At 55.1% G+C, this 11,837-nt stretch carries 11 protein-coding genes; 4 read left to right on the forward strand and 7 right to left on the reverse strand.

Annotated features, from left to right (window positions below):
* Positions 1-4 precede the first annotated feature (4 nt).
* On the reverse strand, positions 5-2,467 hold the full coding sequence (pgaA, locus tag ACS0RQ_RS15270) for a poly-beta-1,6 N-acetyl-D-glucosamine export porin PgaA (RefSeq protein ID WP_271849552.1): 2,463 nt from the start codon (positions 2,465-2,467) through the stop codon (positions 5-7).
* A 323-nt stretch (positions 2,468-2,790) separates the two neighbouring features.
* Here pgaA and ACS0RQ_RS15275 point away from each other — a divergent pair, with 323 nt between their 5' ends.
* Positions 2,791-3,099 (forward strand): hypothetical protein, encoded by a 309-nt coding sequence (locus ACS0RQ_RS15275; RefSeq protein WP_271849503.1) that lies wholly within the window; start codon positions 2,791-2,793, stop codon positions 3,097-3,099.
* A 122-nt stretch (positions 3,100-3,221) separates the two neighbouring features.
* On the opposite strand, the gene ACS0RQ_RS15280 is transcribed toward ACS0RQ_RS15275, so the two are convergent.
* From ACS0RQ_RS15280 to ACS0RQ_RS15300, 5 genes are all read right to left on the reverse strand, one after another.
* The gene (locus ACS0RQ_RS15280) at positions 3,222-4,130 is read right to left on the reverse strand and encodes a LysR family transcriptional regulator (protein ID WP_271849502.1); all 909 of its coding nucleotides are present in this window, start codon (positions 4,128-4,130) and stop codon (positions 3,222-3,224) included.
* 98 nt (positions 4,131-4,228) lie between these two features.
* Positions 4,229-5,089, reverse strand: coding sequence for an ABC transporter permease (locus ACS0RQ_RS15285; protein WP_271849551.1), 861 nt, complete (start codon positions 5,087-5,089; stop codon positions 4,229-4,231).
* The gene (locus ACS0RQ_RS15290) at positions 5,089-5,919 is read right to left on the reverse strand and encodes an ABC transporter permease (RefSeq protein ID WP_271849501.1); all 831 of its coding nucleotides are present in this window, start codon (positions 5,917-5,919) and stop codon (positions 5,089-5,091) included. Before ACS0RQ_RS15290 ends, ACS0RQ_RS15285 begins: the two co-directional genes overlap by 1 nt.
* A 189-nt stretch (positions 5,920-6,108) precedes the next feature.
* Positions 6,109-7,248, reverse strand: a complete 1,140-nt coding sequence (locus ACS0RQ_RS15295; protein WP_039079275.1) for an ABC transporter substrate-binding protein — start codon at positions 7,246-7,248, stop codon at positions 6,109-6,111.
* A 29-nt stretch (positions 7,249-7,277) separates the two neighbouring features.
* The gene (locus ACS0RQ_RS15300; RefSeq protein ID WP_271849500.1) at positions 7,278-8,327 is read right to left on the reverse strand and encodes an ABC transporter ATP-binding protein; all 1,050 of its coding nucleotides are present in this window, start codon (positions 8,325-8,327) and stop codon (positions 7,278-7,280) included.
* A 217-nt stretch (positions 8,328-8,544) separates the two neighbouring features.
* Here ACS0RQ_RS15300 and ACS0RQ_RS15305 point away from each other — a divergent pair, with 217 nt between their 5' ends.
* The 3 genes from ACS0RQ_RS15305 to ACS0RQ_RS15315 are packed head-to-tail and all read left to right on the forward strand — an operon-like array spanning position 8,545 to position 11,105.
* Positions 8,545-9,315, forward strand: coding sequence for an MBL fold metallo-hydrolase (locus tag ACS0RQ_RS15305; protein ID WP_334632846.1), 771 nt, complete (start codon positions 8,545-8,547; stop codon positions 9,313-9,315).
* Positions 9,312-10,331 (forward strand): LacI family DNA-binding transcriptional regulator, encoded by a 1,020-nt coding sequence (locus ACS0RQ_RS15310; RefSeq protein WP_271849498.1) that lies wholly within the window; start codon positions 9,312-9,314, stop codon positions 10,329-10,331. Before ACS0RQ_RS15305 ends, ACS0RQ_RS15310 begins: the two co-directional genes overlap by 4 nt.
* A 9-nt stretch (positions 10,332-10,340) precedes the next feature.
* A complete protein-coding gene (locus ACS0RQ_RS15315) occupies positions 10,341-11,105 on the forward strand; it encodes an inositol monophosphatase family protein (RefSeq protein ID WP_271849497.1) in 765 nt (254 codons plus the stop codon).
* Positions 11,106-11,221: 116 nt separating this feature from the next.
* Here the strand turns inward: ACS0RQ_RS15315 and ACS0RQ_RS15320 are convergent, their stop codons facing one another.
* On the reverse strand, positions 11,222-11,689 hold the full coding sequence (locus ACS0RQ_RS15320) for a hypothetical protein (protein ID WP_271849496.1): 468 nt from the start codon (positions 11,687-11,689) through the stop codon (positions 11,222-11,224).
* Between the last annotated feature and the right edge of the window lie 148 nt (positions 11,690-11,837).

The following is an 11,837-nucleotide window of genomic DNA, read 5'->3' on the forward strand; positions in this document are numbered from 1 at the left end:
GTCCTTAAAATCTGACATTCAGATCAAAAGCGAGGGCGATATTTCGCTCACGCTTGCCATCGTAAGGACGTTTGTCCCAGGAGAGCGTCACCCCGGCATCCACTACGTTATTCCATTGAATGCGCTGCCCGTAGCCAAGCTGAGTAATGGCACCGCTGTTGTGTCCTTGTTGCCAGTAGCCCCCCGCGCCGACGATAAACTGCTGTTTCCAGACGGTATCGTAATGGTGATACATCACATGCTCCGCACGCAGGCCTGCAACGGCTGAAACGTCACGTTTGGGGTTGTAATAAGGCGCATTGTCTTTGCTGTTGTGGCTACCGTTGATGGCGGGGATGAAATCCAGCGTAAAACGCGGCCGGGTCCATAGCCTCTCTTTGCCGCTGATGCCGTACTCCAGGCGATCATTGCCATCCGTAAAATGAGCGCCCGCCAGTGAAAACTGGTATTCGCGACGTTCGTTGTGATACCAACGCAGCCAGAGGTCGCCGCCGTTGGAATTGACGCCATTGCGTAACGCACGCAGCGGCGTATTACGCGACAACCGCTCCGCCGAACCACCCACCCGCCAGTTGTCATTAAAATCGTGCCAGGCAGACAGGCGTCCACCGACTTTCTGCCCGTCGCCATAGTTATGCCCGGACACCTCCAGTTCGGCCCAGTTATCACGTGAGGTCCACTCCGCACCGGCACCGATATCGCGGTTAATGCCCTTGCCTTCTTCAAACTCACCGCTGGCAAAGTTATAGCCCGCAAAGAGTCGCCAGTTATCGTTTATGGGCGGGCTGTACAGGGTGGTGTTCAGGGTGAAATCATGTTTGCCGCTAATGGGGCTGTCCGACGAAATCCCCTGCGTGCCGCTGATACGCAGCTCCGCTTTATTGTGTACCGCCAGCAGGCGTTCAAGCTGACGGGTGGCGAAATCATCGGGACTGCGTGCGACCACATCACTGGTCAGTTCATTGGCCTGCCGCCACTCCTGCAATTCCAGCGCCGTCGACGCCTGCTGTCTCTCCAGCGCCAGGTTGGTGGGTTCAATGACCTCAGCAAGCTTAAGTTCGCGTTCTGCCGCGTGCGGGAGGCCCCGCGCCAGCAAAACCGACGCTAAAGCAATACGCAGATCCTGATTACCCGCGGCCTTACTCACCAACGTTTGCGCTTGTTTTTGTGCGGCAGCTAAGTCATTGGTTGCCGTGAAATAGTCGATAAGCAATGACTGACCGAGCAGCCAGTTATCGTTAGGCTGCGGTGTGGGTGAACCTTCGAAATAGATTAAGTAAGGGCTTTTACTGATGTAGGTGTCCAGTTGCTGCTTTGCTTTATCGAAGTGATTATTGTCGAGACGTGCATAGAAAAGGTCTTGCTGGTCATCCATGGTGAGCGGCATCACTGCGACAGGGCCATGCGGGTAGAAAACCGCTTCCAGCATTGATTCCGCTTTATCAGGCTGTCGCTCGGCAAGCCAGGCAGAGGCAACCCAGCGCCGGGCATAATTGGGGACGTGTTGTCCATCGGCCTCCAGCGCTTCATATTCGGCAATGACCTCAGCACTGCGTTTGCGAATCACCAGGGCACCCAGTCTGTCGATTCTGGCGCGCCGCACATCCTTTTGCGCCTCGGGATTATCTTTCCAGGCAGCGATGAAGGCGTCATAGCGGGCAAGCGCCTGATCGGCCACCAGATAGCGCTCTTCTTCGTTGCGGGCGGGCGTAAACGCCGCGCGTACTGTCTGGGCGGCGGCATCGAGTTCAAGCTGGCGGGTGATCGCATCGGACTGCGGGTTGCGCTCGGAAAGGGACAGCGCGGGGCCGGCTATCCGGTTAGCCGTCATGGCGGACAGCAGTGTCGGCACTACATTTTTGCTTGCCGGTGAATCCGAATCAACGCGGGTCGCGGCCAGTAACGCATCCCAGTTTTTACCCTGCGCCTTGTAAACATAAGCCCACAGCGCATCGCGTTCCGGCCCCGGAGCCTGCGCAGCCCACTGCTGTGCGGCGGTGATGGCCTCTTCGTTACGCCGGGCATCTGCGAGGGTCATTATCCATCCTGTTCGCGCGTCGTTGTTGTCGGGCTCCTCACGCAAAACGCGCTCCCAGACATTCAGTGATTCATCCCACTTTTTCAGATTGCGCAAGGCGCGTGCCACGGCGATTTGTCCGCGGACCGGAATGGTCATTTTGTCCTGATAGCGGCCCCATACTTCCAGCGTCTGTGCATCGTTATCTGCCCACGCGGATACCTGTAGCCAGTCGGCAACTTGCTCTGGCGTCAGCGGCGCAGTTTGCTCGCGGGCAGTGAGATACGTCAGCAGCGGCTGGCGATCCCCTTTTCGTGCCTGAATAATCAGCTCATCGTAGGCAGGGTTCGCGCCATAGGCGAAAAATGGCAATATCATGCTCACCGCAAATAAGCAGGTTCCTGATTTAAACCGTTTCACTGAATTAACACGCCGATGAAGAGTAACCATAACCATCCCTGCACCTTTTATATCGAAAGTGAGCATTTCATTAATTTATTGCCGCAATATGACGAAAAATTAATAAACACACCAGACCTACAAATGCATGGCTAAATAAAAAAATATCATACTTTCCTCCTATTTTTATTTATTAAAATTCCAGCTATGGCAAGCAATAAAATAAATAAAAACGCTTACAAAAGTTAGCTTCACTATTTTAATTTTGCCATAAGAAAATAAAAAAAATATCATTACGCCATAATAGAAATAACGCCGATTGCTTCAAAACCCAGACGGACCGGGAGCGCAGGCAGTCTGCCCAGGTCATGGTGATGAGGGCATTACCGGTGGCTATGCACAGCAGGTGGATTATTCATTCCGGGGCTGGTGAATTACACGTTTCAGCACCTGAAATTGTGGGCTTCTTTGCTAACAGTTTACTGAAAAAAGGGATATTGCCACATATCATGCGCAATCGTTTTATAGGGAGGGAATCATTTACTGTATTACCGACACACATCACAAAATTTAGAGATTATGGAATTACCCAATCGTTAATAAAAAGCATGCCGTTATTGTCTGTAATGACGCAACATAATTTTTGCCGGCCAGGTATTGTAAAACTCACCTTCTCACCGTGACGGTGAAAAACGCGTGGCCAGCAGAAAATGAACGCTACCGGGTGGGCGACAACAGAACGCTAAAGTCTGCACGCCCGCCCGGGTCAAAGGCGCCATTCCCGGTCTGCGTTGCCGCCCCCGACTTATCGCTCCCAGGGGGCAGGTTCGGCAAACTTCTCCAGCAGAAAATCAATAAAGGCCTTAATGCGCGGCGTCTGCATCAGGCGTGTGGGTGTGACGGCGTGAATAAAACTCTCCTGCACCGGATAATCAGGCAGGACAATCTGCAAGCGCCCGGCCTTGAGATCATCGGCAACATGCCAGACAGACTGGAGTGAGATCCCCCTTCCATAGACCGCCGCGTCACGTAACAATTCACCGAAGTTGCTCTCGATCTTACTGTTTATTTTTACCCGAAACGTTCCCTCGCCAGGGGTGAGCAATGTCCAGATATCCCGCTTGCCGTCGGCGTCCGTCATCAGTAATCCGTCATGCGCTTCGAGCCCGGCAGGATGCTGCGGCACACCGCGTTGCGCCAGATAGGACGGCGACGCCACCAACACGCGCCGGTTTGGCGCGATCCGTCGCGCTACCAGGCTTGAGTCTTTAAGGTTGCCGATGCGGATAGCGAGGTCGTACCCCCCTTTTACCAGATCGACCACTTCATCACTGAGGTGCGCCACAAAATTGACATCCGGATGTAACGACTGAAATTCTGCCAGCAGCGGCGAAATGTATAAACGCCCGAAGGACGCTGACATCGTGACTCTGATGGTCCCGGTCACTTCGGAGCGGCTGGTATGCAAACTCTCGCCAAGGGCATTTAACGCCTCAATCAACGGCCGCCCCTGTGATGCCAGCAATTCCCCTTCCGGGGTGGGATAAAGACGCCGGGTTGTACGGTTGAGGAGCCTGGCCCCCAGGCTCTCCTCCAGCCGCTGTATTCGCTTGCTGGCCACCGCCAGCGAGAGATTTTCACTGCGTGCGGCGGCGCTGATGGAGCCTAAATCCACCACCCGCAGGAAAAGCGAAATGTCACTGATGCGCTCCATAAATTCTCAATTTGTCGTCGATAATAATTTTGCATTGTAGTGATTTATTTGATGAAGGCGCAATGGCACGGGCCGTTTCCCGCCCGGCCATTTCGGGCTTACCCTTTCCCCAGTTTTGACAACATCTCCGGGCGCATAAATTTATGAATGACCAGCATAAACAGCAGCGACGGCACCAGCAAAATCAGGGCGGTAATGGACGACACCTGATAATTCCCCGACATACTGGCGTTATACAGCAGCAGCGGTAAGGTGGTGATGTCCGGCGCGCCAACGAAAAAGGTGCCGGTAAACTCATCGAGCGATTCGAGGAAGACAAAAATACTGGCGGCGATAATGCCCGGCGAGGCCTGCGGCAGCACGATATGCCAGAAGGTGTAGACTGGCCCGGCCCCGAGGTTCCGTGACGCCCTCGCCAGCAGCGGATCCACGGCGGAAAACGCCGCCACGCAGATCCATACTGAGTACATCAGGCCGTGTACGCTGTGCACCAGCACCACGCCGGCTACCGTGCCATTGAGCCCCCACTGATAGAACAGCCGGGCGATATTCATATATACCGTCAGGTTCGGGAACGCCTGCGGAATCAAAAACAGCAGCATAAACAGCACCCGCAGCGGCATCCCGCGCCGTGAGAGCGCATACCCCGCCGGGACCGAAATCAGCAGGCAGACGGCCACCGACAACACGGCGATAAACACGCTGGTGAGCAGTGAGCCGGAGACATCACTGTAGGGGCTGAACACCTGATACCAGTATTTGAGTCCCCACTGACTGGGCAGCGCATGAGGGAAAAACCAACTCTCAGCCACCGTCCAGATAAGTAAATTCAATAACGGGCCAAACATCGCCAGCAACATAAAAAGTAACAGCAACGTTTGCAGAGGCAGGCTGGCGCTCAGTTTCCTGCGCCCTTTCGCAAGCCATGTTTCCGGTAATGTCATTGTTGCCTCTTTCATCATTCGCCTCCCTTCTGTTGCAAACTGTGGCGCAGATAGAACCACGACAGCGCACCACAAATCAGTAGCGACACCACGCCAAGCGCGTTTGCCACGGCATAGTCACCGTAGGAGTTAACGCGAAACGCCATATCCACGGTCATCATCGTTGGCGTCCCCACACCGATCATCAACGGCACGGACAGCACCGACATCATGGTCACGGTGGAGAGCACCAGCGCCACGCCGATGGCGGGTAATACCTGCGGCAGGATGATGTCGAACAGAATACGTGGACGCGAGGCCCCAAGATTTCGTGCGGCCAGTATCTGTGACTGCTCCAGCGCCGCCATCGCGCCGCAGATAAGCAGCGTGGCGAACGCCAGTTGTTTCCAGACAAAGGTGATGATGATCCCTTTCCAGCCCAGCCAGGAGACGGTCTCCAGCGGCGTAAAGAGATCGGTTGCCACCAGTGCATTGTTCATCAGGCCGTTTTTCGCCAGAAACGTGCGCATCATCTGCGCGGCCACAATAAAGGGGATAAACAGCGGCAGGCGGTACAAAAACCCCAGCATGCGCACAATGGGCCGACAGGGTGACAAGGTGATCACCGCCGAGAGGGTGATGGAAATCACCGCCAGCAGCGCGACTGAAACCAGCACAATCACCAGCGTAAAAGCGATATCGCTGGAATAGAGCGCGTAGACTTTACTGAAATGGGCCAGCGTTAGCTTTCGGGCATCGTCAGTAAACGCGGCAATCAGCGAAAACCCCAGCGGGTATAAAAAGAGTACCGCGATCATCAGCGCGGCGGGTGCTACCAGTAACAGATATTTCAACGAAGGGCGCATAGCAAACCTGGTGTCAGAAAAAAAGTTCAGGGCGACGCCGTGTCGCGCCTGAACATTGACGGTATACCCTGAATAATTCCAGTTGCAGGCAGGCGGCAAACGAGTAAATCCCGATGAGCTTACGCCGGTAAGTGATTCGGGTGAACGCGTGTAGCCAACGCACCTGCAGCTTGAAGTATGACGGGCATGTTAATTGGCGACCTGGCTTTCATAGCCCTCTTTTATGTCGTCAAAGTAAGGGGTAATCGGGAAGCTTTTGCCATAATCCGCCAGCGCTTTCGGCGAGATTTCCGCAAACAGTTTCTGCCAGGTCGCCGGATCCAGCTTCGGCTTCACATGTTCGGCATCAATACCCGGATACCAGTTAAACTGTTTCACAATGCCTTGCGCCTGTACGTCCGGGCTGGTTGCCAGCTCGATAAACTCACGCGCAAGCTGCGGATTTGCCGCCTTTGCCGGGGTGACGTAGTACATCGGTTGCCCTGGCATACCCGGCGAAAGCAGCGTCAGTTTGATGGACGGCGGCAGTTTGCCCTGATCTTTCCAGCTATAGAACATATCCACCCACACCGGCCCCATCGTGATCTCGCCACGGCTGAGCATATCGAGGGTCCCGGCATTGCCTGGCGTGAAGGTCACGTTCTTGTTGAATGCCTTTAACTTCTCGAACGCCTGACTCCAGTTTTTCTCCACGCCTTTGTCGTAAGGCAGTGCGGACAGACGCTGAGCATCCGTGCCATAGGCGTACATCCAGCCCACCACAAAGCTCACGCCGGACATGCCGTTCTTGATCCCGTTATAGCCAAAGGCCTGCGGGTTTTTCTGCGCCCAGTTCACCAGTTCATCGTAGGAGGCAGGCGGGGTTTTGATCGCCTCACTGTTCCAGGCGATAGCGGTCTGGCTTAAAAACATCGGCATGACGTACCCGTCGACATTCACGCCGAGGGCATTTTTCGCGTTATCCGCGCTCACCATGCTGCCGGTGCTGATCTGCTGACGGTATTTCGCAAGCAGCCCCTTTTCCACCAGTTCGCCACCGGCTTTTTGGTGAACGACCGCCACATCAATATCCCAGGTCTTCGCGTCGCTCTCTTTTTGCGCGGTCAGTTTCTCAATGATTTTGTTCGAACCGGCATCCCCAGGACCGGTGCCCACCACCTGAACTTTGACGCCAGGATGCGCCGCTTCAAATTTCGGCCCCAGCCAGGTTTTTACGTAATCCACCATATTCTGATCGCCTGCTGTGGCAACGTTCAGGATGGTGTCGGCCTGTGCGCCGTAGCTCAGAAACAATGCAGTCACTACCGCAGCTTTCGTTTTAATAAACATGGTCTATCCCCAAAATGAACACGATGATGTCAACTTGCTTGTGATGATGGAAAAATATGTAACGCGGGTGCCGGGACGTGGAGCCGGACGGTTGACTGCGCGGGCCAGCACTGTGTTGAATCCGCCAGTAACAGTCGATCATGGCAGCGCACGCTGTGGCGATATAAATTGCCAAGAAACGCACTTTGCTCGACAACGCCATTGAGCGTTAACCCCTCTTCTGGGGTGCCCGTACTTAATGCACTGAGTGCCGCATCGGCGCTGCGAAAATAAAGAGTGCGGTCACGAAAATCGTCGGCTGAATATTTCCCCTGGGTACGCAGGGAAATATCCTGCACAGCAAAGAGTTCGTTTGCGGAAATTTTATTATCGGCTCCCATAAAATCGGCGACAAAAGGCGTTGCCGGACGCTGATAAATATCCTCCGGGATGCCTATTTGCTCGATTCGGCCATTATTTAACACCGCAATGCGATCGGCCATGACCAGCGCTTCCTGCTGATCGTGAGTAACGATTAATGAGGTGAATCCGAGGCGTTTTTGCAGCGCCTTAATTTCATGGCGCACATTTAGGCGGACTTTGGCATCAAGGTTCGACAGGGGTTCATCGAGCACCAGCACGTCGGGTTCGATCGCCAGGGCACGGGCCAGGGCGACACGCTGGCGCTGACCGCCGGAGAGTTCTGTCACCTTCACATCCGCAAGGCCGCTGAGATTGACAATGTTCAGCAGATCCGTAACCCGGCGGTCAATGTCGTCGCGGCGCCATTTGCGCAGCTTTAACCCGTAGCCAATATTGCGCGCCACCGTCAGATGCGGCCACAACGCGTAGTTCTGAAACACCATGGTGATATTGCGCTGCTCTGGCGCGCTGTGAGTAATATCGCGATGGGCAACGGCAATCTCCCCGCTTTGTACCGGAATAAAACCGCACAGCGCATTTAACAGTGTGGTTTTTCCACAGCCCGAGGGGCCCAGCAGGGCAATCATTTCCCCTTTTTCGACCTGCAGATCGATATTATGCAGCACGACTTTATCGCCATAGCTAATTTTAAGACCGCCTATCTGTAAATAACTCATTTTCGCTACCCAAAAAATCGCTGCTTATTTTTTTACGCCGATGAACACGTGTTCATTCGAATGTAAAAAAAATGCAATGTTGACTCGACATTATGTGAGCCTACTTTGTCGGGTATTTGTGACAATTTAATTAAGACTCTGGTCATCAGGCTATTTTATTTGTCCGTTTGGCCCAGGGCAGTGCTCAGAAGCCTAAAAAATCTTTGGTGAGGGAAAAATGAAAATCGATGTTCTTGGCTGCGGTAGCGCTTTCTCCCGTGAACAAAATACCTCTGCGCTGCGAGTCATTGACGAGGCGAACCGGCAATGGTTGATTGACTGCGGCCCCACGATTCCCCGTGCACTCTGGCAGCGCGGAGGGGATATCAACGATATCGACGTTATCTATTTCACCCATGTCCACCCGGATCACTGCGTCGGGCTGACGGCTCTGCTGAACTACTGGAAAAGCTTCTCGCGCCAGAAACCGCTGGTTATCTATTGTCAGCCACAGCAGCGCCCGGTACTGATGCAACTGGCGGCGCTGGCTAACTGGCCGCAGACCACCCTGAGTTTCGATCTCGACTGGCGCGACACCACCGACGCATGGCACTGGCACGACTGGCATATTCGCACCGCCGAAACCCGGCATGAACTGACCAACCGCGCCATTCGCATAACCTTTGTCGGGCGGACGCTGTTTTATAGCGGCGACGGTCGCCCAACGGCGGCGTCCATCGCGTTAATGGCCGGGGCCGACCTCGCCTTTCAGGAGTGTGCTTCACTAACTGCGCTCAGCGACGATGCCTCCCACGGCGATTTTCCCTCCTGTCTGGCACTTTTCCGGCAACTGGCTATCCCGGCTTTTGGGCTCTACCACTGCTATGACGCGATACTCGATGATCTTAAGGCCGCCTGTCAGCCCTGGGATGGCCTGTTCGTCAGTCGCGACGGCCTCCAGTTGCCACTGGATACGCCTCAGATTGACGGTGAGGAACGCCCGGCATGAGCGCACTGCCTCGCAAACAGAGCGTGACCGCGCAGGATGTCGCCCTCCGGGCGGGCGTCTCGCGGGCGGTGGTCTCCCGCGCGCTCAGCAATAACGGCAGTATCTCTCCCGACACCCGTGAGCGTGTATTGCGCGCGGCAGAGGAGCTCGGCTATCAGGTCAATTTCCTCGCCCAGGGGCTGAATCGCCGCCGCAGTCATTTGATTGGTGTCATGGTCTCGCGCATCAGCGATCCGTTTCGCAGTAGTTTGCTTGACGCTCTGCTTGGCGAGATCCAGCGTCGCGGTTTTCAGGCGCTGGTGAGCGAAATTCGCAGCGAGCAGGATCTGGCCCGCACGCTGCGCCGCTTTGCCCAGTTTCGCGTCTCCGGGGTCATCGTTACCTCCGGGCAACCACCGGAATCACTGGTCAACGAGTGCGTTTCGCAACAGATCCCGGTTGTGGGTATCAACCGTCAGCCGGATATCCCGTTTGTGGATTATGTCTGTTCCGACAATGTCTGCGGTGCGACGCTCGCCGCCGGGCAACTGGTCGGCAATGGCTGCCGACGTTTCGGCTGGCTCAATACGTCTCACTCTACCTGGGCCGGGCGGATGCGTGGCGATGCGTTTTATCAGGCGTTGCAGGCGCTCGGTGTGGATACCACACGCGATCTGCAGTCGCTCATCGCCCCGACGGAGGGGTACGACGGGGGTGTTCAGGCGGCTTTAAGTGCAGATGCGAATCTTGAGGGCATCTTCTGTGCCAATGCGCAGCTCGCCTGCGGTTTTCTTGACGGGATGCGCCAGCGCGGCAGAAACGCCCCGGACGATTTTCAGCTCATTGGTTTTGACAATACGCCACAAACGGCGCAATACAGTTATCAACTGACCACCCTGCATCAGGATGTTGCGGAAATTTCCCGCCAGGCTTTAACCCGCCTGCTGGAACGGGCCGACGATCCGCAACAGCCTTCGCGCACGACATGGGTGGATGTGCAATTAATTCATCGGCGCACGTCGCCATTATCTCAATAAGAGCAGGCCATGACGGAAGAACAGCAGCAGTCATTATGTGCATTGATTCGCCAGTTGGGCGCACAGGCGCAGGCATTACGTAATGCGGGGTTACAGGTCGATAAAAAAGCCCGCCAGGATTTTGTCTCTCATGCGGATCTGTTTGTCGAAAAAGAGATCAAAAGCTGGCTGAACAGCCACTGCCCACAGGATGGTTTCCTCGGGGAAGAGAGTGGTCTGCAAGGGGGTGAGCAAGGTACCTGGGTACTCGACCCTATCGACGGGACCACCAATTATATTCAAGGGATGGATTACTGGTGTATTTCGCTGGCTTATGTTCGCCAAAACGTGATTGAACTGGGGATTGTCTATGCCCCGGATCGTGATGAGTTTTTCTTTGCCCGCCGTGGCAAGGGAGCGTTTCTTAACGAGCAGCGTTTGACGCTACGCGAACCGGATCCGGATACGGTGGTTATTGGGATGGGGCGCTCCAGCCGCGCGCCGGTGGAAAACTATACCCGCACGATTGCCCGTGTGATCAATGCCGGTATGGAGTATCGCCGGTTTGGTGCCGGGGCGCTGATGCTGGCCCACGTCGCCACCGGGCAGGTGCACGCCTATTATGAGGAGCATATGAATAGCTGGGATGCGCTGGCGGGGTTGTTGCTTATCGTTGAAGCAGGCGGCACCAGTAATGCGTTTCTCGCCGATAACGGGCTGATCAATGGCAATCTGGTGCTGGCCGGTTGCGTCGATGTGCAGGCGCGTCTTTCCGCTCTGCTGGTTGGCCACTAACCCCGCCCTGCAAGGCACTCCCCGGTGGCGCTACCGCTTACCGGGGCTACTCGCTCACCTTCACGCTTGTGATAGCCCGGACCAGGCGCGTGCGCCGCCATCCGGGTGCCGTATCGCTACACCAATGTCGCCAGACTACAGATAGCCGCCAGCATCACAATAAACATCACACCCCGACCAAACCGCCGCAGCACGCGCCATTGCTGAAACTCACGCTCATTAGCTTCATCCATCAGCCGTTCCGCCGCTTTCTCTACTTCTCCGCACGCCGCCGACCTGCGTACGAGGATATGCGTGTAATATTTGCGCATGACATAAATCGTGATCTGATTCCAGATAAAGATGGCGGGCAGCAACGCGCAAATAATGGTCACAAAACTGTGTGCGAATGTCCCTTTGCCAGGGAAAACGCGATCAAAAACGACAGAAAGCCCCACCATCACCCCCAAATAAACAACACCCCCCAGCCAGGTCTCCACATGACTGTTGGCACGCGATCGGGCTTCTTTGTAATTTTTATGGCCGACGCTGGCAGGCAGCCCCGCAAGCTCCGGAATATCTTTGCCACTCCAGTAGATCTTCATCTCAACCCTCATCCCGAATAAACGCCGTATTTACGATATCCGCAATGTCTATCCGGGTATATTAAATTCTGCGTAAACCATCACGTCATTGTTATTAAGGGCAAAAACCCATCGGCTCAACCCCCGGCGTCTGCGTTACACTTATCCT

It is taken from the genome of Phytobacter diazotrophicus (assembly GCF_052061655.1).
Classification (GTDB): Bacteria; Pseudomonadota; Gammaproteobacteria; order Enterobacterales; family Enterobacteriaceae; genus Phytobacter; species Phytobacter diazotrophicus.

Coding starts and splice junctions, on each gene's coding strand:
- ACS0RQ_RS15295 (WP_039079275.1), bottom strand. CDS start 7,248: ATGTTTATTAAAACGAAAGCTGCGGTAGTGACTGCATTGTTTCTGAGC.
- ACS0RQ_RS15275 (WP_271849503.1), top strand. CDS start 2,791: ATGAGGGCATTACCGGTGGCTATGCACAGCAGGTGGATTATTCATTCC.
- ACS0RQ_RS15290 (WP_271849501.1), bottom strand. CDS start 5,919: ATGCGCCCTTCGTTGAAATATCTGTTACTGGTAGCACCCGCCGCGCTG.
- ACS0RQ_RS15310 (WP_271849498.1), top strand. CDS start 9,312: ATGAGCGCACTGCCTCGCAAACAGAGCGTGACCGCGCAGGATGTCGCC.
- ACS0RQ_RS15305 (WP_334632846.1), top strand. CDS start 8,545: ATGAAAATCGATGTTCTTGGCTGCGGTAGCGCTTTCTCCCGTGAACAA.
- ACS0RQ_RS15315 (WP_271849497.1), top strand. CDS start 10,341: ATGACGGAAGAACAGCAGCAGTCATTATGTGCATTGATTCGCCAGTTG.
- ACS0RQ_RS15280 (WP_271849502.1), bottom strand. CDS start 4,130: ATGGAGCGCATCAGTGACATTTCGCTTTTCCTGCGGGTGGTGGATTTA.
- ACS0RQ_RS15285 (WP_271849551.1), bottom strand. CDS start 5,089: ATGAAAGAGGCAACAATGACATTACCGGAAACATGGCTTGCGAAAGGG.
- ACS0RQ_RS15300 (WP_271849500.1), bottom strand. CDS start 8,327: ATGAGTTATTTACAGATAGGCGGTCTTAAAATTAGCTATGGCGATAAA.
- ACS0RQ_RS15320 (WP_271849496.1), bottom strand. CDS start 11,689: ATGAAGATCTACTGGAGTGGCAAAGATATTCCGGAGCTTGCGGGGCTG.
- pgaA (WP_271849552.1), bottom strand. CDS start 2,467: ATGGTTACTCTTCATCGGCGTGTTAATTCAGTGAAACGGTTTAAATCA.